The following is a 21,688-nucleotide window of genomic DNA, read 5'->3' as shown; positions in this document are numbered from 1 at the left end:
GATCATTCGACCTTGTACCCAACTTCTTCTGCCGCATGGCCGAGCGTTTTCCAGAACGACCGCGCAAAGGTGCGGAAGACATAAAGGTCGAAGGTCTCGTCGTCGATACGCTGGATATTGGCGTGGATGTCGTGATGCAGGGTCGCCCGCCCATAGGCGATAGGAAAGGCGTGCTCCGAAAAATCGATGGCGAAGAGCTTGGACAGCACCCATTCGGCATCAGGGCCACTGACCCGGATAACCGTCCGCCCGTGCGTGAGGTCGATGATCGTCGCAAGGTCGGCGGAAATGACGGACCGCAGGCGCAGCTCAAGTTCGGGCGTTGCGGCGACGACAAAATAGCGTCCGGGCGCAAAGCCGAACACTGACTTCTCACCGGCAACGCGGCCGAGCCCCGGCTTGTTCTGCAAGACGAGCCCCGTCGCGCTGCCTATGGCGGTCAGCACTTCTGGAATGGTGTCGCTCCAGGCGGTGATCTGGATAATCGAAAGTCCGATCCGCTCGCGGATCGTCACGCCGACCCCGCCGGCGGCATTGCCATGATCGCCCGTCACGTAGGCAGAGCCGATTGGCGATTGAAGCTCAGCCATGCATGCGGCTCCCTTCTGGATCATACATATGGTGGCTGACGATCTCGACCGGGCAGTGCCTGCCGCGCAAAAGGTCGGTGGCGAAGGCGCGGTTGCCGATCATCGACGTTCCGTGCTTGACCAGCGCCAGCGCGATATATTTGCCGAGCGCCGGCGAATAGCAGGCAGCGGTGACATGGCCAAAGCTGTCGGCGGGCTCGCGCGGCCTTGCATCGGTGACGATGTGGCTGCCCCCGGTGATCGCCTGATTGTCGAGCGAGACGAGGCCGACGAGCGAAAGCCGGTTCTCGTCCTTGAGCCCCTCGCGGCCAAGCATGGCGGAGCCGATGAATGGCTTTTTCTTCGACAGCATCCAGTCGAGGTGAAGATCATGGGCGCTGGCGCGTCCGTCGATCTCGGCGCCGGTCACGTGTCCCTTCTCGATGCGCAGCGTTCCAAGCGCCTCAAGGCCGTAGGGCATGACGTCGAACGGTTTACCGGCCGTGAGCAGGGCTTCCCAGACCCTCGTCCCGTAGCCCGAACCGCAATAGACTTCATAGGCGAGTTCGCCCGAGAACGAGAGGCGGCAGACCATGACTGGTACGCCCTCGATCTTGCCATGGACGATGCCCATGAACGGCAGAGTGTCATTGTCGACCTTTGTGCCGGTAACGCAGGCTTCCAGCAGCGCGCGTGCCTTTGGTCCGGCAACGGCCGTACCCGCCCATACGTCGGTGACCGAGGTCAGATGGACGCGCAGTTCCGGCCAGATGCAGTCGAGGAAATATTCCAGATGCTGCATCACCGGGCCGGCATTCGCGGTCGTGGTCGTCATCAAGAACTGCGTCTCGCCGAGGCGCCAGGTGGTGCCGTCATCGAAGGCAAGCCCGTCCTCGCGCAACATCAGGCCGTAGCGCGCCTTGCCGACCGGCAGGGTCGAGAACATGTTGGTATAGACCCGGTCGAGAAGCTCCGCCGCATCCGGTCCTTGAATATCGATCTTGCCAAGTGTCGAAACATCGACAATGCCGACGCTCTGGCGCACGGCACGCGCCTCGCGCACATAGGCCTGCTCGACCGTTTCGCCATGGCTGCCATAGATCATCGGACGGTGCCAAAGACCGGCTTCGTACATCTTGGCGCCGTTGGCGAGGTGCCAGTCATGCATCGGGGTCAGCCGATGCGGACGCAGGTCGCCGTAGCGTTCGCCGGCGAGAGCGCCAAACGACACAGGCGTGAAGGGTGGGCGGAATCGCGTCGTGCCAGCTTCCGGTATCGAGATGCCGCGGGCATCCGCCATGATCGCGAGGCCGGGGACATTCGAGGTTTTGCCCTGATCCGTCGCCATGCCGAGGGTCGTATAGCGCTTGAGATGCTCGACGGAATGGAAGCCTTCCCGATAGGCGAGGCGAACATCGTCGGCGGTCACATCATGCTGGAAATCGACGAATGCCTTTTGCGATTTTGCCGAAGGTTCGACCTGGAACACAGGCGCAGGCGAGGCGTCGAGCATGGGCGCTTCGACAGGCGGCAAGACCAGCCGGCTCTTGGCCGAACCCTTGGTCGCCGCATCGGAGAGCACGCTGATCGTATCCATGTAACCGGCGGCAGCACCCGTCACCACCCAGTTCTGGTTCGGTTCGGGCGGCAGGAATGCCTGCAGGTCCTCGTCCCATTCCGGCTTGCCGCCGGCCTGGCTCGCAAGGTGAATGGCCGGTGACCAGCCGCCGGAAACGCCAAGACAGTCGGTGCGGATTTCGCGGGGCGCACCTGAGACCCGGCCTGTTTCGGCATTGAAATGCTGGACCGTGATCGAACTCAACGTCTTGCCGGCGTGGGTTCCAGTCACGGCATGGCCGGTCAGAAGCTCGGCGTTTGCCGCAGTGGCGATATCGCGGCAGGCACCCGACACATCTGCGCGAACATCGACGATGGCGACGATATTGACGCCTGCAAGGGAAAGCGCCCGCGCGGCTTCGTAGGCGCTGTCATTGTTGGTGAAGAGCGTGACGTTGCTCCCGGCTGCGACGCCATATTCCACCGCATAGCGGCGCACTGCGTCGGCGAGCATGACGCCTGGACAGTCATTGCCCGGGAAGACCATGGGCCGCTCGAAGGCGCCGGTTGCAAGAATGGTCTTGCCGGTACGAATGATCCAGTGGCGCTGGCGGGGCTGTCCCTTGGTGCGGTTGGGCTTGAAGTCGGAGACGTGTTCGATGGCAGTCAGGACATTGCCGTCGTAATAGCCCCAAACCGACGTCCGGGTCAGAAAGCGCACATTCGGCATGGCTGCCAGAGCCGCCGCCTTTTCACGTGCCCAAACCGACGGGTCGCGGCCGTCGATCGTCTCGGCCGAGGCGAGCAGCGAACCTCCCGGAAGCGGCCTTTCTTCGGCAATGATAACGCGCGCGCCAGTGCCGGCCGCTGCTTCCGCCGCAGTGAGGCCAGCAGGACCACTGCCGACGACGAGCACGTCGCACCAGGCGTTCATGCGTTCGTAGCGATCCGGATCGGGCGCGGTGCCGGCCTTGCCGAGGCCGGCTGCGCGGCGAATGAATTTTTCGCAGAACATCCAGAACCGCGTGCCACGCAGCGGGCCGATGGCCGGGCCCATGAACGTTTTGTAGTAAAATCCGGCGGAAAACAGCGGTCCGGCCAGCTGGTTGATGGCCATGAAATCATGGTCGAGCGAGGGAAAGCGGTTCTGGCTTTGGGTTACCAGCCCGTCATGGATCTCAAGCTCGGTTGCGCGCACGTTCGGTTCGCGGACGTCGCCGGAAAGCACGGTGACAAGCGCATTCGGCTCGTCGCTTCCCGCGGCAAACACGCCCCGCGGCCGGTGATACTTGAACGACCGGCCAAAAAGGGTGATGCCGCTCGCAAGCAGCGCCGAAGCGAGCGTGTCGCCGGGATGACCGCTGTAAGCCTTGCCGTCGAAGGTGAAGCGAACCGATTTCGAACGCTCGATGCGTCCGCCCTTGGGAAGCCTTGAACTCGTCATGCCTGTCCACCGCTCGCAACGTCGCGCGCAAAAGCCACGGATGAAATGGCATGGGTGGTCATGTCGCGGGTAACGACCAGATGCTGCCGACAGCCGCCGCTGTGCAGCCAGAACTCACGGTGCAATCCCGATGGATTGCTGCGGTCGTAGACATAGGCGTTCCAGACGTCCGGATCGTTGGACAAGGGCTCCGGGCGCTTTCGCGTCGCATCGCCCTGATAGGTAAATTCGATGACGTCGCGCGGTCCGCAATAGGGGCATTTGATGATCATGATCTCATTGTCTCGAAGGCGAATCGTTTGGACGTTGATGGCGGCGTTGGTATCGGGAAGCCCAATCCAGCAGAAACTCAAGGGACGGGTCAAGACGAGCCCGGTTGTATTCGGGCAAAATGCACGATCGAATTGTGCTCCGGCTCTTCATGGTATTCCCCAGATTATGCTACTGTCCGAAGCAAAGCTCGATCACCACGATTGCGGCGGGCACTGTCGCTGCGCCGACCATTCAGGCAATGAAATCAACAACAGCCTTGATTGTGCCGAGATCCGTATGCTTATGCGCAACGAAGACAGTTCACAGGTGGATATGAAATCGTGATTTTCCGCATGATCCGGCAGTTCGTATCGATGATTGTCGCGGTAATGCTTCTGGCAGCCGTGGTTCCATATGCAAGCGCGCAGCAGGCGCCGGATGCCGTACCGGACGTCGAGTCGGCAGTTGTCGCCGAACAGCGCCCTGCAATCGATGCCGTGAAGAAGCAAATCTCGAACTACGACCAGCAGAAGCTGAAGGCCGATACGGACGCCACGCTCGCCGACCTTCGCCTCAACCTTGAAGGCACATCGAAGAAACTCCTCGACATCGGCGTGTCGTTTCGCCCGCGTATCACCGAAATCAACGCTCGTCTCGATCAGCTCGGACCGCCTCCGCCACAGGGCCAGCCGCCGGAGGCCCAGATCGTCACCGACGAGCGCATACGGCTGACGACTGAGAAGGCGGAAATCAATGCGGTTCTTGGCGAGACCGAAGACCTGCTGATCCAGGTCAACCGGATGATCGATGCCATTGGCGAGGCGCGGCGCGAGCTCTTCACCAACACATTATCGCAGCGGGTCGATATCAACTATTCGCTCGGCAGCGAGATCGTCACCGCCTATGGCCAGGAACTGCAGACGATGAACAGGCTCGTCTCGTCCTGGTGGCGCTTTGTGGTCACGTTCAAATGGCAATCGATGCTGGCTGCCACCTTCTTTGCCGGTATTGCCGCATTGGTACTGCTGATCGGCGGCCGGCGTACGATCGGCCACCTCTACTTCCGCGATCCGGGCATCGAGGCGCCATCATATCTCAGCCGCCTCGCGGTGGCATTCTGGTCGACGCTGATGCGCTCGCTCACCGTGATCGTGTTCCTGGCGACGACTTACCTTTTCCTGGGCTATTTCAATGTGATGCGGCCGGACATTGCATCGCTGATCTACATGCTCTTCTGCGTGATCGGCATCGTCTTCTTCGTGCATGCCCTGGCGCAGGCGGTAATCTGTCCCGGGGCGCCAAACTGGCGGCTGGTGCGGGTCGCTCCGCGGCCGGGCCGTATTCTCATGGTGCTGATCACGGCGACGGCGACGATCACCGGACTTGATTACATTGCCGATACGATCAACCAGATCGCCGCATCGGCGCTGTCGCTGACTGTTGCCAAGAGCCTCTTCGCCACAGTCCTTGTCGGCCTGCTGATCATTGCAATGGCCTTCCTGAAGCCGCTCGAGGACGCCGAGAGCGGGGCGACCAAACCTTGGCCGCGCGCCATGCGGATATTCCTTTTTACGATTGGCCTCGTTCCTATCATCGCGGCGTTCTTCGGCTATATCGGGCTTGCCCGCTTCGTTTCGCAGCAGATCATCATCAACGGCGCCGTGCTTGTGACGATGTATCTCGGCTTCCTGACGGCGAGGGCGGTGTCGGACGAAAATGCGCTGGCCGGCACCAAGCTCGGCCAGGCAATACAGAAACGGTTCGGGCTTGACGAGACGACTATGGACCAGCTCGGTCTCGTTGCCAGCATCGTCATCAACGTCTTTGTCGTCATCCTCGGCATCCCGGTCATCCTGCTGCTATGGGGCTTCCAGTGGAGCGAGATGTCGGCATGGTTCCTGACGATCGCCACCGGCTTCCAGATTGGCTCTTTCAACATTTCCCTAATCGCGATCGCCACCGGCGTCCTTCTATTCGCGCTGTTCTATTTCTTCACGCGCTGGTTCCAGGGCTGGCTCGACACGCGCGTCATGGCGCGTGGCAAGCTAGATTCCGGCGTGCGCAACTCGATCAGGACCGCAGTCGGTTATCTCGGCCTGGGCGTTGCTGCCGTCATCGGCGTCTCCGCGGCGGGCATAAACCTCTCCAGCCTTGCGCTCGTTGCCGGTGGTCTCTCGCTCGGTATCGGTTTCGGCATGCAGGCAATCGTATCAAACTTCGTCTCTGGCCTCATTCTTCTTGCCGAGCGGCCGTTCAAGGTCGGCGACTGGATCGAGACCGGCGGCGTCGGCGGCATCGTCAAGAAGATCAGCGTGCGCGCAACGGAGGTCGAAACCTTCCAGCGCCAGTCGCTCATCATTCCGAACTCGTCGTTCATAAATGGCAGCGTCGGCAATTGGACGCATCGCAACAAGCTTGGGCGCGTTGATATTGCCATCGGCGTTTCTCACAAGGTCGATCCTCGTCGCGTTCATGACCTGTTGATGGAGATCGCCCGCAGCCATCCTCTGGTGCTCAAGAACCCCGAACCCTTCGTGGCGTTCTCGGCAATTCTCGATTCGACCATGCAATTCGAAATAAGGGTTCACCTTGCCGATCTGTCCAATTCCGGCTCGGTCCAGAACGATGTCCGATTTGCCATCATCGATCGCTTCTCAGAAGAAGGAATTGAAATTCCCTATCCGCAGCGCGACGTGAACCTGCATTTGGAGGATGCGGATTCGATCGTCGAACTCCTGACCAAACGCGTGCGCGACGAACTTGCGGCAGATGGCAAGAAGTTCAAACAATAGTCGCTTGCGCCCGGGGTCCAGTGTTCAGTTGCCGTTCACGTTGATGCCGTTATAAATGTGGGTGACAAAGGGCCTGGCGGGGCCCTGCAACAGGGGCGGTGGCTGCCACCGGGTATGGAATGAAGAAGTTTGTGATTGCCGTTGCGGCGAGTGCGATTTCGATCGGATCGGCTTATGCGGCGAGCGTAAAGAACAATGACACCAATGCGCAGACGCTTGTCGTGACCGAAGGTTCGACCAAGACCCAATTGCAGGTTGGCGCCGGTGAGACGGTGGAGTTCTGCAGCGGCGGTTGCTTCGTCACCTTTCCGAACGGCGACCGCGAGGCACTGACTGGTGGCGAGACCGTCGAAATGACCGGCGGCAAGATCTCGATCAAATAGCCTGACGAAAAGCTTGAAGGAACGGTGGCTGGCTGGATTGATTTCCAGCCGGCCATTGGTTTTTCAGGCACCGGATGGCCTAGCAAGTCCTTGACTGTTTGCCACGCGTCGCGGCGTGTTTTCGCCATGTCGCAAACAGGCCTTAGCGATGGACATGCTGGGCGGCATAGTGCAAAAAAACCGGCGCAAGCTTTTCGCCCATCGATCGATATCAAAGGATAAAGTGCAATGAAGACTGAGGCGCGTGTTGTCGTTATCGGCGGTGGTGTGGTGGGCGTCTCGACGCTCTATCACCTTGCCAAGAAAGGCTGGAGCGACGTTGTCCTGATCGAGCGCAAGGAACTCACCTCGGGCTCAACCTGGCATGCGGCCGGATTGCTGCCGCTGTTCAACATGAGCTACTCGGTCGGCCAGATCCATAAGTACTCGGTGAAGTTCTATCAAGAACTGCAGAAGGAAACCGGCATGAATGTCGGCTTCACCAACTGCTCCAATATTCGTCTCGCCCGCACCAAGGACCGCTGGGACGAGTACATGTATTACGCAGGCGTCGCCGAGACGATCGGCGTCCCGGTCAAGGTTCTGACACCCCAGCAGGTCAAGGAAATTTGGCCGCTCGCCGAAATCGACGGCATTCTCGGCGCGATCCAGCATCCGGACGATGGCTATATCCAGCCCGCGGACCTCACGCAGGCGCTCGCCAAGGGCGCGCGCGATCACGGCGCAACCATCTATCGCTACACGACCGTGCTCGGCATCGAGCAACTGCCCTCCGGCCAGTGGCTGGTGAAGACGGACAAGGGTGACGTCACCGCCGAACACGTCGTATCGGCAACCGGCAACTTCGCCCGCAAGACCGGCAAGATGGTCGGGCTCGATGTTCCGGTCATTCCGGTGGAACACCAGTACATCGTCACCGAGCCGCATCCGGCGATCCTGGAGCGCAAGGCCAAGGGCCTGCCGGAAATGGGCGTGCTGCGCGAGAGCGATTCGTCCTGGTATATGCGCGAGGAAAATGGCGGCCTGCTGCTCGGACCTTACGAGAAAGGCGCGCCGATCTGTTATGTCGATGGCCCGTCGGACGAGAGCGAGTACGAACTCTTCCAGGAGGATCTCGACCGGCTCGAACCGCACATCGAAACCGCGATTGCTCGCGTTCCTGCCTTTGCCGAGGTCGGCATCAAGAAGGTCTATAACGGCGCAATCGCCTATACGCCTGACGGCTCGCCGATCATTGGACCTGCGCCGCGCCTGAAGAATTTCTGGCTCAACGAAGGCCACTCCTTCGGCGTGACAGCCGCAGGCGGCGCCGGCTGGCAGTTGGCCGAATGGATCGTCGAGGGCGAACCCTCAATCGACATGATGGGCGTCGATCCGCGCCGCTTCGGTCCCTATGCGACCGAAGGCTATCTCAAGGAGAAGAACGAGGAAGCCTACGCCGAGGTCTTTTCGGTCCACTACCCGGACGAAGAACGCGGCGCAGCGCGGCCGCTCAAGCGTTCGCCGTCCTACGACCGCCAGAAGAAGCTCGGCGCCGTATTCGGAACCGTCTATGGCTGGGAACGGGCCAACTGGTTTGCGCCTGAAGGTTATGGGCTCGACGTCGCCAAGCTGGAAAAGCCCGATGTTCTCATGAACCAGAATCATCCCAAGCCGGATGCCGAAGGTAAGGTGAAGGAACTCTGGTCGTTCCGCCGCTCCAACTATTTCGAGCATATCGGCAACGAGATCAAGAATGTCACCAACAATGTCGGCCTGCTCGACATGTCGGCCTTCGCCAAGATGGAAGTTACCGGACCCGGTGCGCGCGCCTGGCTCGACTCAATCCTTGCCAATCGCATCCCCAAGAAGCAGGGCCGAATTGCCCTTTGCCATCTTCTGACAACGCGCGGCGGCGTGCGTTCGGAGTTCACCGTTTATGAATGGGCGCCCGGCAAGTTCTACCTTGTCTCGGCCGGCGCCTATGAAAACCACGACCACGATTATCTGCACAAGCTGCTGCCCGACGATGACTCGGTGACGCTGCGCCCGATTACCCAGATGTACGGGGTCCTCGTGCTTGCGGGTCCGAAGAGCCGGCAGGTTCTGGAAAAGCTCACCCGCGCCGATCTTTCCAACGAAGCTTTCCCCTGGCTTTCGGGCAAGGAGATCAGCGTCGGAACGGCAACAGCACATGCGCTGCGCGTCAACTTCGTTGGCGAGCTTGGCTGGGAACTGCACCATCCGATCGAGCAACAGAATACGCTCTACGATCTCCTGCTCGAGGCCGGCGCCGAATTCGGTATCAAGCCGTTCGGCATCCGTGCGATGACGGCTATGGCCGTCGAGAAGTCGTACCGTCTGATCCCGCGCGAATTGTCGATCGAATACAATGCCTTCGAAAGCGGTCTTGATCGTTTCGTGCACCCGAACAAGGGCGAGTTCATTGGCCGCGACGCGGTGGTGAAGGCTCGCGAAGTCGGCTTGAAATGGAATTTTGTCACGCTTGAAGTGCATGTGCCGGGCGTCTCTGACGTTGATGCCCGCGGCAGCGAACCGATCTATGTGAAAGGCGAACTCGTCGGCCGCGCCACCCATGGCGGCTATGGCTGGCGCCTCGGCAAGAGCATTGCGCTTGCCATGGTCAAGCCGGAATATTCGGCGCTTGGCACACAGCTCGAGATCAAGATCCTCGACAAGATGCACAAGGTCACCGTCATTCCAGAATCGCCGTTCGACACCGAGAACGAACGGCTAAAGGCGTAGCGTCTTCGCAATAGCCAAACTGAAATGCTGGACGGCGCCGTGGAGGCGCCGTTTCTGCGTTTGAACCTGTGGTTGTTCAACAGAATGTGAACGCACTGGAAGTTGCTTTGCGTTGCAACGTTTTGCGCTACACTTTGCTTCATGTCATCGCGAAGGAAAGCTCTCTGCAGTTTTCTGTCACTGGCGGCACTGATCGCCAGCTTTGAAACGCGCGCGCTTGCCGCCGATCTCGATGTGGACGTCGAACTTGTTCTTGCCGTCGATGCTTCGCGCTCAATGGAGCCTTTCGAGCAGAAGATTCAGCGCGAGGGCTATATCGCTGCGTTTCGGCGCAAGGAAGTTATTGATGCCATTCGCGAAGGGGTGAACGGACGCGTCGCGATCACCTATGTCGAATGGGCCGGCTCGACCGTCCAGCGGATCATCATTCCCTGGACACTGGTCGACAGTGCGGAAGCATCGCAGAAACTGGCGGATGCGCTGGATCAGCCGATACCTTCGACCCAAAGCCGCACATCGATTTCCGGCGCCATCGATTTCGGCAGTTCGCTGTTCGACAATAACGGCTTCAAGGGCATGCGCAAGGTCATCGATATTTCCGGCGACGGCGCCAACAATAATGGCCGTCCGGTAGCCGATGCACGCAATGAGGCGGTGGCCAAGGGCATCGTCGTCAATGGGTTGCCGCTGATGACGCGGGGCGATTTCTATTCAGACTGGGCCGTTGCCGATCTTGATATCTATTACAGCAACTGCGTGATCGGCGGTCCCGGCGCCTTCATGATCCCCGTCAATTCATGGGATCAGTTCCCGGAGGCGGTCCGCCGCAAGCTGGTGCTGGAACTCGCTGGCAAGACGCCGGCAGTTCAGAAGGCCGATTGGCGGGATGCGGGGAAACTGCCCGTCATACTCGCTGAGGACAAGCCCATGTATGATTGCCTTTCCGGCGAGCGCATATGGCAGCGCCGCATGCAGGACTGGGAATCCCGGTAACTTAAGCCGCCATCAATTGCTTGCGGTCCGCGCGCTCCTGTTGCGGCGAGCGGCCGTAGAGTTCGCGGTAGCATTTGGAGAAATGCGAAGCGGAGACGAAACCGCAGGCAACGGCGACCTCGACAATCGGCATTGACGACTGGATCAGCAGGTGGCGCGCGCGGTCGAGGCGGATTTCAAGATAGTAGCGGGCAGGGGATCGACCCATTTCCTGGCGGAAGAGGCGCTCGATCTGCCGGCGCGACAGGCCGACATGATCGGCGATCTCGATCAGCGACAGGGGTTCGGAGAGGCGCGCTTCCATGAGTTCAATAATCGTCAGAACTTTTGAGTTCTGAACGCCGAGACGCGCCCGCAGCGGCAGGCGCTGGCGGTCGTGCGGGCTGCGAACACGGTCGGTGAGGGCCTGCTCGCAGACGCGGTTGACGATATTGTCGCCGAAATCATCACCGATGAGCTTGAGCATCATGTCGAGCGCCGCGGTGCCGCCGGCGCAGGTATAGATGTTGCCGTCAACCTCAAAGAGATCGGCGTAGACATCTGCCTTGGGGAATGCTTCGGCAAAGCCCGGGAGGTTTTCCCAGTGGATGGCGCAGCGCTTGCCCGAAAGCAGACCGGCCGCCGCCAGGATGTGCGCGCCGGTGCAAAGGCCGCCTACGGCGACGCCGCGGTTGAACTCTTCGCGGAGCCACGCGAACACGGATTTGTTCTGGAATTTCTCGACGTGGACGCCCGAGCAGACAAAGACCATGGACGGTCGATCTCCGCCCGTGAGGTAGCGACGTTCGTCTTCCAGTGATGAGGATGCGGCGCATTCGACGCCGTTGGATGCCGTCACCGGCTTCCCATCCACGGAAGCAAGGCGCCAGCGATAGGCTTCGTATCCAAGCATTCTATTGGCAATGCGCAGCGGCTCGATCGCTGTCGCAAATGCGATCATCGAAAAGTTCGGTACGAGGAAAAATACGAAAGACCGCTTGGTCAGACCAACATGATCCATTTGATTCTGTGTTCCCGCTATTGGCTTCAAGGCCATGTCGCAACTGAAGCAGTGGCTTCAGATTACTGCTGTGGTCTTTTGAGCTTTTTTGCAGATAGAAACATAGAATTATTCTAAATGGAAGGGTCTTGCCCTGTGTCGCAAAAGCGCAGGCATCACATATGATAAAAGGGAGCGGATACGCCGTTATCCGCTCCCTTTACAAGGCTAGTCTCATGATCTTAGCGCCGGCTAGGCTTGATTTCGTTGTAGTCCCTGATCTGTCGTTCATAGAGGTCCGGCCAGCCAATGTCGCAACGGATGCTGTCCGGGAGCGAATCAAGCGCCAATTCCGTTTCGCGCAGCCGGCGACGGCGAGCAATGAGCTGGCGAGCATAGTTCATGCCTTCAGCCCAGCGGTGCAGCTGATCGGTTGCGAATGAGGCGAGACGCTCGGCCACGCTTGCATTGCGATGATAGAGTTCGTCACAGGTAGACATTGTCTTCTCCTCTCTAGGGATACGGTGGCAATTTCAACGCCGTCCGTTTCTATGATCTTGACTATCTGCCCAAGTTGATGTTCAATCAAACGAAATTACGGAACACTATGCTTAAGAAAAATTGATGGAGGATTTGGCGATATGTCAGCACCAATGCATCATCCCATCCCGATCCTGGATCTCGACGTCTTGCGCACGTTCGCGATGATTGCGGAGACGGGTAGTTTTTCGAGTGCGGCGAATGCGGTGTTCCGCACGCCCTCAGCCGTTTCGATGCAGATCAAGAAGCTTGAGGAAACGCTTGGTCACGTATTGCTCGAACGCGATGCGCGTTCAGTAAAATTGACGCCGAGCGGCGAGGTCCTGCTCGGCTATGCGCGGCGTATGCTGGCGCTCAATCGCGAGACGGTGGCAAAGTTCATTGCGCCCACCGTGTCGGGCGTGGTGCGCCTTGGCGCGCCAGACGATATCGGCGAGCGGGTTCTTCCCTTCGTGTTGAAGCGATTCGCCGAAACCCATCCCGATGTCACGGTGGATGTTGTCATCGATCAGAGCAACGGCCTGCGCAAGCGGCTCGATGAGCAGCGCCTCGACGTAACGTTGGTCAATGTCAACGAAACGCTGGCCAAGGTCGATGAGATCGAAATCCTCATGACCGAGGAGATCATCTGGGCCGGTGCCAAGTGCGGCACCGCGCATGAGCGTAATCCGTTGCCGCTTTCCATGTGGGAAGAGGGGTGCATATGGCGCGCCAATGCGATCAGCGCGCTCGAAAGCGCGGGCCGCGACTATCGTGTGGCCTATATGAGTGCGCACACGATGGGCCAGCGCGCCGCCATTCTCGCCGATCTCGCCGTTGCCCCGTTCTCGAAGTTCCTGTTGGACGATAATATGGTGCAACTCGGATCCGAGCATGGCCTGCCGCGGCTCGGCGAATCGAAGCTTGGAATGCTGGTCGCCAAGAATGCAGGCGCCCATGTGAAGGCGGTCGCCCAGCATCTCAGGGTTTATTTCGAAGGGTACGAGCGGACCGGCAGGCTCTGAGTCAAGGCTCTTACGCCCGCAGGCAGAATTCCTTCAAGGCGCGCACGCTCTCGACGCTCGTCATTTTCTGCGTCGGCGTCTCGAAACCGAGGCGCCGCGCGCCTTCGCTCAATGGCGGCGCATCGACAGACCCGGACGAGTGAATCTCAGTGAACGGTATACGCTTGAGCAACGTCTCGACATTGCCGATGTTGACACCCGAGCCGGGCATGACCTTGATCCGGCCGTCGGCGCGAGCAAACGTTCGTTCCAGATCGTCGATGCCCTCAATCCCGGTCAGGGCGCGGCCGGACGTCAATATGCGCTCGAAACCGAGTTCGACCGCTGTTTCCACCGCTTCATCGAGATCGGGGACAAGGTCGAAGGCGCGGTGCAAGGTGACGCCGAACCCATCGCATTGACGGATGAGGCGTTCGAGCGTCGCATGGTCCAGTGTCCCATCCGCATGGTTGGCGCCGAAGACGACGCCTGCCAGACCAGCGCTGCGCATGGCATCGATCTCGCGCAACATGGCGTCGATGTCGGCTTCCCCATAGACGAAGTGCCCGGGCCGCGGGCGGATCATCGCATAGATCGGTATCAGTGCCACCGCGGCCTGTCCGATCAACCCGGGGGTTGGCGTAAGGCCGCCGACTTCGAGCGCCGAACAAAGCTCGATACGGTCCGCGCCTCCGGCAATAGCCGCCGCAAGTCCCTCGGGGCTGTCGACGCAAATTTCGAGAAGAACACTCATTTGACAGCTTCCATCAATCCCAGGACCCCAGCACCAATAAGGCCGGGCTCAATTTTCAGTTCGCCAGGGATGACCAGCGGCTTGTCGGTCTTCCGCAGGATTCGAGCGCGCACCGCTTCATCGAGCCGGCGGATCAGGTTTACCGAATTGGCAAGTCCGCCGCCGACCGGGACGATCGAAGCGCCGACGACATTGAGGGTCATCGCCAGAGGACCGCTGACGATATCGATATAGCAATCGATTGTGCGCTCCGCTGCCGCGTCGCCCCTATCCCAGGCCGCGATGATATCGGTGCTCGGCAGGTTCACGCCATGAAGATGCGCATGGAGCTTTTCCATGCCGCGCGCCGCGCCGATGGCATCGACGCAGCCGATCTGGCCGCAGCCGCAGGGAAAACGCGGTATGGCGACCGGCGGATTGCCGGCAAGGGTCGCCGCGACGGGGCCATGGCCCCATTCCCCGGCAAAACCGCCCGCGCCCTCATGGATCTTGCCGTCGATGACGATGCCGCCGCCGACGCCGGTGCCGAGGATGATGCCGAAGACGACGCGGTGACCGCGCCCGGCGCCGACGACAGCCTCCGACAGCGCGAAACAGTCGGCATCATTGGCAATGAGCACGCGCCGCTGCAGTTTCTCGCTCAGGTCGGCTTCGAGCCTGCGCTGGTGAACGCAAGGAATATTGGCGCAGGTGATCCTGCCCGTATCCGCATCGACTACCCCGGCAATGGAAATGGCGATGAGGCTTTGCGGATCCGCGCCGCCATCCGCGGCAATCTTTTGGATTACGCCCGCAAACGCGTCGAAATCATGGAGCGGCGTCGCCACCTTGGGCACCGGTCTTATATCCTCGGGCGAATAGGCGATCGCACCCTTGATCGCAGATCCGCCAATATCGAAGCAGGCTATCATGGAAAATCGTATCCGGAATCAAACATCATTGATGCTTGATAGCGGAAAACCGCGACAAGGACAAAGCGGCCGAAGCCTATTCGCGGTTGCGCCTTGCCGCGCGATCCTCGCGCGAGCGGCGGCGCGGCGTGGCATCTCCGGCAACCCCGTCCTCGCTGACATTCTTGCGCGCGGGCAAGGTCACGGCGTGGGAGAGTTTCGGGAAGGGATCAATCTTGTTCGGCATCGCCATGGCGTGGACGAAATGCTCCTGGAACTTCGGCTCGAGGGCGGTCTCGATCTTTTCGATCCGAGTCACTGTATCCTCGATCTCGCGCCGATAATTGCGGTTGAGGAGCGCCATGCGCGCGCCGGTGCCTGCGGCATTGCCGACCGCCTTGACCTTGTCGAGATCGCAATCGGGGATAAGGCCGAGCACCATTGCATATTTCGGATCGATGAACGAGCCGAAGGCGCCGGCAAAGCTGATCTGGTCGACATGGTCGATGCCAAGCTTGTCCATCAGGAGCTTGACGCCGGCATAGAGCGCGGCCTTGGCAAGCTGGATGGCGCGCACATCGTTCTGCGTGATCGTAATCGTCGGCGAGCCTTCGTGCAGGAGATATGAGAATGTCCGGCCATTGGCCCTGACACGCGGCGAACGGGCGGCGAGGCTGCCGTCAACGACGCCATCCTCGGAAATGATGCCCGAGAGGTACATTTCGGCAATGACCTCAATGATTGCCGAGCCGCAAATTCCGGTAATGCCGCTTGTCTGCACCGCTTCGTCGAAGCCCGGTTCGTCGGACCATTGTTCGGTGCCGATGACGCGGAAGCGCGGCTCGAGTGTCAACGGATCGATGCGCACGCGTTCGATAGCGCCCGGGGCTGCACGCTGGCCACCGGAAATTTCCGCGCCTTCGAAGGCCGGCCCGGTGGGCGAAGAGGCCGCGACCGTGCGATGCTTGTTGCCGAGCACGATTTCGGCGTTGGTGCCGACATCGACGAGCAGCATCATTTCGTCCTGGCGGTGCGGACCTTCAGCAAGCGTTGCGGCCGCAGCGTCGGCGCCGACATGGCCGGCAATGCAAGGCAGCATATAGACGCGGGTTCCGGCATTCATCGGCAGGCCGATATCCGACGCCTTCAGATGCACGGCGCCGGATACAGCGAGCGCGAACGGCGCGCCGCCAAGTTCCGTCGGGTCGATCCCGAGAAAGAGGTGGTGCATGATCGGATTTCCGACGAACACCGCATCGAGAATATCCTCGCGCGCGACCTCGCCTTCGGCGCAAACCTTGTCGATCAGCCCGTTGATCGCCTCGCGCACGGCCGCTGTCATTGCTTCACGACCGTCGGGGTTCATCATGACGTAGGATACGCGGCTCATCAGATCTTCGCCGAATCTGATCTGCGGATTGGACGCGCCTGCCGAAGCAATGGTGCGCACCGAAAGCAGCGACGAAAGATGCATGGCGATCGTCGTCGAGCCTATATCGCAGGCGATACCGTAGGCCTCGTTCTTGAGACCCGGCCAGAGACCGACCATGGCGGGACGAGAGTTTTCCTCGTCGTGGTAGATGGCGGCGGTGACGCCCCAATTGCCCTTGCGCAGGATCTTCTGCACGTTCGGCAGGATGTGCGTATCAACCTCGAGGTTGCGAAGGCCCCATTCCTTTTCCAGCGCAGCCTTCAGGCGATCGAGATCGCCAAGCGGCTTGTGCATGTCCGGCTCTTCGACCTCGACATAGCACATGTGGATTGCAGGGTTGCGCTCGATGATGCGCGTATCGGCGGCCTTGCGCACGACCTGCGCATTGACCTGCACGTCCTGGGGAACATCGACGACGAGATCGCCGAGGATCGTGGCGGAGCAGGAAAGGCGGCGGCCTTCCTTGAGGTCGCGCTTTTCGGCATAGCGCTGCTCCTTGGGGCCGAATTCCGAGATGTGGTCATTGGATGACGTAATGCCATGCTTGGCGAAACGGCCTTCCTGAACCTCGACCTGGCAGCGTCCGCAAATGCCACGGCCGCCGCAGACGCTCTCGACATACACGCCGAGCGTGCGCGCCGCTTCGAGTATTGGCGTTCCAACGGCAAATCGTCCGCGCTTCCCCGACGGCATGAAGAGAACCAGCGCTTCCTTTGCCGATGTCTCAGGTGCTTTGACGGGTGCGTTCAAGATCGATGCTCCAAAACTTGCGGGGCGAGGGGCAGCATTTGCCACCCACCGCCTTGTTAGACCGGGCTGTCCGGCTGAGGCAAATGCTCAGCCTGCGGCGCCGCGCCGCGCCTCGCGGCCGCCACGGCGGCGACCGCCACCGGCGCCATCGGCTGGAACCGAGGGCGTGGCTGCGGGCGCAGCTCCAGCCGCTGCCGGCTGATGGTCGCGATACTTCTTGATCCAGTAGGTACAGTTCGGGTCGGTGCCGTTGAGAACGTTGGCGGCGTGCACTGCCTCCATTTCCTGCGGGCGGCATGGGTTCATGATCGCCGAGGTCATGCCTGCACCGATCACCATCGGGATAAAGCCCGCATTGATGCCATGGCGATGCGGCAGGCCGAAGGAAATGTTGGAAAGGCCGCAGGTCGTGTTGACCTTGAGTTCCTCGCGCAGGCGGCGCAGCAGCGCAAATACCTGGCGTCCCGCATCGCCCAGCGCACCAATCGGCATCACCAGCGGATCAACAACAATATCATGCGCCGGAATGCCGAAATCGGCAGCGCGTTCGACAATCTTCTTGGCGACGGCGAAGCGCACGTCCGGATCCATCGAAATGCCGGTCTCGTCGTTTGAGATGGCGACAACAGGCACGTTGTACTTCTTGATGAGGGGGAGGATCGCCTCAAGCTTTTCTTCTTCGCCTGTCACCGAATTGACGAGCGGACGCCCCTTGGCGACCTTCAGAGCCGCCTCGATGGCGGCGGTTACGGAGCTGTCGATGGAGAGCGGCACGTCGACGAGGCCCTGGACGATCTCCAGCGTCTGCACGAGCAAGCCAGGCTCCGTGGCGTTAGGATCGACGGCAGTTACGCCGGCATTGACGTCGAGCATCGTGGCGCCAGCCGCTACCTGCTCCAGTGCGTCCTTGATCACCGTGTCGAAGTTGCCTGCGACCATTTCGGCAGCGAGTTTCTTGCGGCCGGTCGGATTGATCCGCTCGCCGATCACGCAGAAAGGCTGGTCAAATCCGATGATGATTTCTTTGGTCGCCGAGGCAACGATCGTGCGGGTCATGCAGGGAACCTCAGTTTGCGGCTGCGTTTGCGGAAGAGTACTGCGCGTTGTTTACGTTCCAGGAGCCACGCTCGACAAGCCACTCGGAGGTCTTTTTCAGGCCGCCAAACGGGAAGAGGTGGATCTGCTTGATCGCCGACATCGGATTGGCAATGACATGCTGCTCGATCGGGCCGACAACGCCTTCCGGCGAATGGCTCGTGGCGAGAGCGGTCAAGGAGAGCGCGTTCTTCTTCAGGAAGCTGATCGAATTGCCGACGCCGCACATGGCCGCGTATTTAATGAGCGTGGTGATCTTGGCGGGACCGGCAACACCGAGATGGACCGGTAGGTCGATGCCATGCTCGCGCAGCGATTCGGCGTAGCGGATGAAGCGCTCGGCATCGAATCCGAACTGGGTGACGACGCGCAGCTTAGCACCGGTGCGCTCGCCGAAGTTTTTCTTGAGACGAAGCGCCTGGAGGGCGACCGCTTCGGAAAACTCAGGGCTGCCCTCAGGATGGCCGGCAACGCCCATTTCGTTGATGCCGTATCTGTCGAAGAAGCCGGTTTCGAGCACCTGCATGGTCGAGGAGAATTCGCCCGCCTGGCGCTCCAGCCCGCCGCCGATAACCAATATGTCGGTCACGCCTGCTTCTTCGGCAGCGCGGCGGATGCGCGTTTCAAGCGCAGCCTTCGTTGACAAGCGCCGCGAGGCGAAGTGCGGTACCGGCTTGTAGCCGAGATCATGAACGCGCTTGGCCGCGGCCGTCAGCGTATCGACGCTGTCGGTGCCCATGTCGGTAATGTAGACGCGGGTACCGGCTGGAAACAGACCAGGCAGGTCCTGCGATTCGATAGCCTGGCGTGCCGCCACTTCGATGGATGCTGCGATCTTTGTCATTGGCTTCGCTTTCAATTCATGAATTGTCATGTCCACCTGCCTTTACAAGCGCCACAAGGCGTTCCCGATCATATTCATTTTCAATGCGGGCAAGGGCTGCGTCAGCCTCGCCGTCAAGATCATCACTCACCGGCACCGGGGTGCCGCGACGCCACTCCGCGAGATAGGCGTCGGAATCCCTGGCGCCTATGCGCATCGCGCACATGTCGATAGCCTCGGTAAATCGAAGGGAAAGCTCGCGCTTGGCTGCCTGGCGGCCTTTCTTGACGGTCACTTGAGCGGGAATGTCCCGCCAATAAACGACAATAAGATCAGCCATGCAATTCAACCTCCGATAACGACCCTTTTGCCGGAATATCAGGGGTTAAGCTTGCTATCTCACGACGCGCGACCACTCAAATGCGACGTCATTCATTTGCGCTTTTGCGACAGGCAAATCAGAAGGGCCAGAACGTCGCGGCGTAGCTGACTGCGCTTGCCGCAGCAAAGGCGACGCCGAACACAATGCTCATCGAGATGAGGCCAAGGGCGAGGCCGGCAACCATCAGCCTGCCGTCGCGCTCACACAGCGCAATGCCGATGATGACGGTGGCCAGCGCCGGCAGCCAGTTCGACAACGGCATGGGAATAACGACCGACATGCCGAGAATGGTGGTGAATACGCCAAGCCAGCGATCGCCCTGACGACGGCCGAACGGCCAGTTGCGTGGCCGGATAAAGCGCTCCAGCCACTGCAGCCAGGGAACGACCTTGTCGGAAACAAGCCGGAAACGCTCGGGCGAAATGGTCTTGTCGCGCATGAATGAAGGTAGCCACACGGATTCGCGGCCCATGACCATCTGCACGGAAAGAAGAACCAGCGGGATACCAGTGATGACGCCGGTTCCAGGGGGCAGCGGCAGCAGGTTCAAGATGGCGAAGAAGGTGAGGAGCGCGGCGAAGCTGCGATCGGTGAAGGCGTCTTCCAGTTCGGCGAACGAAACCGGCTCCGTTGCCGACCGCGCCAGGTCCTCGAAGACCTGGGACAGGGAGCGGGGATCGTTATCGGCCGCATGCAAATCAGGCTTGTGCGGCTTTATTTCGTTGTTAGCGTCGATGGCTGCCATCTTATTGTCGTAGGTTCAAGTTTCGACGCATATGGCGCGGCAATGGTGACATTGCAATGACGAAAGTGTCTCAGCGCCTGAGTTCGATGATGTCCATGAGGGATTCGAGGGCGGGGGCTGGAAACTCGATTCGGAACTCGTTTTTGCCCGTGCGATAGGCGTAGCCGACCTGATCGGTATCGGGCCCGGCGCCATAGCGTTTTGGCTTTTCGCCTGCAACATAGCCGGCGCCGAGATAGGTCAGGCGCTTGTCGCTCTCTGTGTAGAAGCGGCCCTTGGTGCGCTGCGAACCGCTGGTTTTCTCGAGCATCCAGCCGGATCCGTCATCAGTAACGCGGCATTTGAACCAACCATAGATGGTCAGCGGCGGTTGCTTGCCAAGCTTGATGGTGCGGCATTGCCAATTGCCCACCATATCGAAGCCTTCATTGAAGGCGAGCGTCGGCTTGGCGAGAACCCCATCGAGCTGCGCCACATCGCCTGAAGTGCCGCCCTTCCTCGCCGCATCGACAGCGGCGGTTCGCGTCGCTTCATATTTATCGAGCCGCGCCTGGTCCGATTTGGTGATCAGCCGTGTGATCTCGCCATCTGCAAGCGCACTGGCAGGCAACAACAGGCAGAAGATTGCGGCGAGGGCGGCGCGGCAGGTCATGAGGGCTCCTTGGAGGCGTGGGGTTTGCGGTGCGTGTCTAAAGGGTTGCGGCTGCGGTCAGGGCCGGGATGAGATCGCCATAGCCGGTGAGGCGGCGCTCATAGTCAAGACCCAGAAAAGCTGCGGCGGCCTCGGCCTTGCGGCTGAGCGCCGGATCATCGGTTTGCGCCATGTAGATCATCTTGGTGTAATTGCTGAAATACATGTCGCGCAGTTCGGGGTGACGGTCGAGGCCGAGCGGCTTCACCATGAAGGCCTCGAAATGTCTTGCGAGGAAATCGGTCATGAAGAACGATGTCATGTCATCTTCCCACTGCGCTCCGAAGGCTGCATTGCCGGCGTAGAAGGAAAAACAGTGCGGACCTTCGATCCGCTCGACGCCATGCTTCTCACACACACGGTCGAGCAGGCCTCCGGTGCCGCAATCCGCATAGCCAACGAAAATACGGGAAATGCCCGCCGCCTTGGCCTTGACTATGGCGCGATCCACAGCAGGAGCAATCTTGTCCGGGTAATGGTGATAGATCGCCGGCAGGCATTTCAAGTCGATATGGTGGAGGCCGAATTGCTCCTGGATGGCAAGAATTTCACGCGCAATCATGCCGCAGGCGATGACGCGCACGGTCTGTGTTGATTTCGTTGACTTTTGTTGAAGAGTCATGGAACCGATGATGCTCTATCGCGTTATCCGACCGTTGAATTTCATTTTAGCAGAACGGGAGACACAATCCATGAAACTATCACATATCGTTCCGATTGCCGCTGTACTTGCAGTTGTTGCACTTGCAGGTTGCGCAAATACCATACGCGGCGTGGGCGCCGATGCGGCCAACACCGTTAATGCTACGCAGAACGCCGGCCATCGCGTCGCCAAGGCTGCCAACTAATCTGTTGATTCGGATTAATGTTATTACTTAGTAGTCTATTC

At 60.1% G+C, this 21,688-nt stretch carries 21 protein-coding genes; 7 read left to right on the top strand and 14 right to left on the bottom strand.

Annotated features, from left to right (window positions below):
* Window positions 1-2: 2 nt before the first annotated feature.
* From BM074_RS11830 to BM074_RS11820, 3 genes are read right to left on the bottom strand one after another with little or no spacing between them, the layout of a single operon-like run.
* Window positions 3-590 (bottom strand): sarcosine oxidase subunit gamma, encoded by a 588-nt coding sequence (locus BM074_RS11830; protein WP_027231815.1) that lies wholly within the window; start codon window positions 588-590, stop codon window positions 3-5.
* The gene (locus BM074_RS11825; RefSeq protein ID WP_091922182.1) at window positions 583-3,570 is read right to left on the bottom strand and encodes a sarcosine oxidase subunit alpha family protein; all 2,988 of its coding nucleotides are present in this window, start codon (window positions 3,568-3,570) and stop codon (window positions 583-585) included. The genes BM074_RS11830 and BM074_RS11825 overlap by 8 nt, the downstream gene beginning before the upstream one ends.
* Window positions 3,567-3,842, bottom strand: a complete 276-nt coding sequence (locus tag BM074_RS11820) for a sarcosine oxidase subunit delta (RefSeq protein WP_027231813.1) — start codon at window positions 3,840-3,842, stop codon at window positions 3,567-3,569. The genes BM074_RS11825 and BM074_RS11820 overlap by 4 nt, the downstream gene beginning before the upstream one ends.
* Here BM074_RS11820 and BM074_RS22715 point away from each other — a divergent pair.
* The 5 genes from BM074_RS22715 to BM074_RS11800 all read left to right on the top strand — a co-directional run bounded on the left by BM074_RS22715 (window position 3,835) and on the right by BM074_RS11800 (window position 10,735).
* Entirely contained in the window at window positions 3,835-4,167 is a 333-nt protein-coding gene (locus tag BM074_RS22715; protein ID WP_139217655.1) for a hypothetical protein, read from the top strand. The two genes, BM074_RS11820 and BM074_RS22715, sit on opposite strands and share 8 nt — an antisense overlap.
* Before the next feature lie 44 nt (window positions 4,168-4,211).
* Window positions 4,212-6,614, top strand: a complete 2,403-nt coding sequence (locus BM074_RS11815; protein WP_228019400.1) for a mechanosensitive ion channel family protein — start codon at window positions 4,212-4,214, stop codon at window positions 6,612-6,614.
* A gap of 119 nt (window positions 6,615-6,733) precedes the next feature.
* Window positions 6,734-6,997 carry a hypothetical protein gene (locus BM074_RS11810; protein WP_091922180.1) on the top strand — a complete coding sequence of 88 codons (264 nt, stop codon included), beginning with the start codon at window positions 6,734-6,736 and terminating at the stop codon, window positions 6,995-6,997.
* Window positions 6,998-7,225: 228 nt separating this feature from the next.
* Window positions 7,226-9,742, top strand: a complete 2,517-nt coding sequence (locus BM074_RS11805; RefSeq protein ID WP_091922178.1) for a GcvT family protein — start codon at window positions 7,226-7,228, stop codon at window positions 9,740-9,742.
* A 141-nt stretch (window positions 9,743-9,883) separates the two neighbouring features.
* Window positions 9,884-10,735, top strand: a complete 852-nt coding sequence (locus BM074_RS11800) for a DUF1194 domain-containing protein (RefSeq protein ID WP_091922176.1) — start codon at window positions 9,884-9,886, stop codon at window positions 10,733-10,735.
* 1 nt (window position 10,736) lies between these two features.
* Here the strand turns inward: BM074_RS11800 and BM074_RS11795 are convergent, their stop codons facing one another.
* Window positions 10,737-11,735, bottom strand: coding sequence for a GlxA family transcriptional regulator (locus tag BM074_RS11795; protein ID WP_027231808.1), 999 nt, complete (start codon window positions 11,733-11,735; stop codon window positions 10,737-10,739).
* Window positions 11,736-11,956: 221 nt separating this feature from the next.
* Window positions 11,957-12,214 carry a hypothetical protein gene (locus BM074_RS11790; RefSeq protein WP_091922174.1) on the bottom strand — a complete coding sequence of 86 codons (258 nt, stop codon included), beginning with the start codon at window positions 12,212-12,214 and terminating at the stop codon, window positions 11,957-11,959.
* A gap of 141 nt (window positions 12,215-12,355) precedes the next feature.
* Between BM074_RS11790 and BM074_RS11785 the strand changes: the two genes are divergently transcribed.
* On the top strand, window positions 12,356-13,258 hold the full coding sequence (locus BM074_RS11785) for a LysR family transcriptional regulator (RefSeq protein WP_091922172.1): 903 nt from the start codon (window positions 12,356-12,358) through the stop codon (window positions 13,256-13,258).
* Window positions 13,259-13,268: 10 nt separating this feature from the next.
* Here BM074_RS11785 and BM074_RS11780 read toward each other — a convergent pair whose 3' ends face one another.
* The 9 genes from BM074_RS11780 to BM074_RS11740 form a co-directional block, all read right to left on the bottom strand.
* The gene (locus BM074_RS11780) at window positions 13,269-13,991 is read right to left on the bottom strand and encodes a copper homeostasis protein CutC (RefSeq protein ID WP_091922171.1); all 723 of its coding nucleotides are present in this window, start codon (window positions 13,989-13,991) and stop codon (window positions 13,269-13,271) included.
* Window positions 13,988-14,902 (bottom strand): ROK family protein, encoded by a 915-nt coding sequence (locus BM074_RS11775; protein ID WP_091922169.1) that lies wholly within the window; start codon window positions 14,900-14,902, stop codon window positions 13,988-13,990. The genes BM074_RS11780 and BM074_RS11775 overlap by 4 nt, the downstream gene beginning before the upstream one ends.
* A gap of 76 nt (window positions 14,903-14,978) precedes the next feature.
* Entirely contained in the window at window positions 14,979-17,006 is a 2,028-nt protein-coding gene (locus tag BM074_RS11770; RefSeq protein WP_091922448.1) for an ASKHA domain-containing protein, read from the bottom strand.
* Window positions 17,007-17,150: 144 nt separating this feature from the next.
* Window positions 17,151-18,119: a methyltetrahydrofolate cobalamin methyltransferase gene (locus BM074_RS11765; protein WP_091922168.1), complete on the bottom strand. Its 969-nt coding sequence runs from the start codon at window positions 18,117-18,119 to the stop codon at window positions 17,151-17,153.
* 10 nt (window positions 18,120-18,129) lie between these two features.
* Window positions 18,130-19,002, bottom strand: coding sequence for a methylenetetrahydrofolate reductase (locus BM074_RS11760; RefSeq protein WP_091922167.1), 873 nt, complete (start codon window positions 19,000-19,002; stop codon window positions 18,130-18,132).
* A gap of 16 nt (window positions 19,003-19,018) precedes the next feature.
* Window positions 19,019-19,321: a virulence factor gene (locus BM074_RS11755; RefSeq protein WP_091922166.1), complete on the bottom strand. Its 303-nt coding sequence runs from the start codon at window positions 19,319-19,321 to the stop codon at window positions 19,019-19,021.
* A gap of 118 nt (window positions 19,322-19,439) precedes the next feature.
* Window positions 19,440-20,108 carry an exopolysaccharide biosynthesis protein gene (locus BM074_RS11750; RefSeq protein WP_091922164.1) on the bottom strand — a complete coding sequence of 223 codons (669 nt, stop codon included), beginning with the start codon at window positions 20,106-20,108 and terminating at the stop codon, window positions 19,440-19,442.
* Window positions 20,109-20,178: 70 nt separating this feature from the next.
* Window positions 20,179-20,760 (bottom strand): DUF4893 domain-containing protein, encoded by a 582-nt coding sequence (locus BM074_RS11745; protein WP_091922162.1) that lies wholly within the window; start codon window positions 20,758-20,760, stop codon window positions 20,179-20,181.
* A 37-nt stretch (window positions 20,761-20,797) separates the two neighbouring features.
* Window positions 20,798-21,421: a DUF1638 domain-containing protein gene (locus BM074_RS11740; protein WP_091922160.1), complete on the bottom strand. Its 624-nt coding sequence runs from the start codon at window positions 21,419-21,421 to the stop codon at window positions 20,798-20,800.
* Between the two features lie 70 nt (window positions 21,422-21,491).
* On the opposite strand from BM074_RS11740, the gene BM074_RS11735 reads away from it, so the two are divergent.
* Window positions 21,492-21,647, top strand: coding sequence for an entericidin domain-containing protein (locus tag BM074_RS11735; RefSeq protein ID WP_091922446.1), 156 nt, complete (start codon window positions 21,492-21,494; stop codon window positions 21,645-21,647).
* Window positions 21,648-21,688: the final 41 nt, after the last annotated feature.

This window comes from Phyllobacterium sp. CL33Tsu (assembly GCF_900113985.1).
Lineage (GTDB): Bacteria > Pseudomonadota > Alphaproteobacteria > Rhizobiales > Rhizobiaceae > Phyllobacterium > Phyllobacterium pellucidum.
Note: the sequence above shows the minus strand (reverse complement) of the source record. Positions and strands in the feature narration are given on the sequence as shown.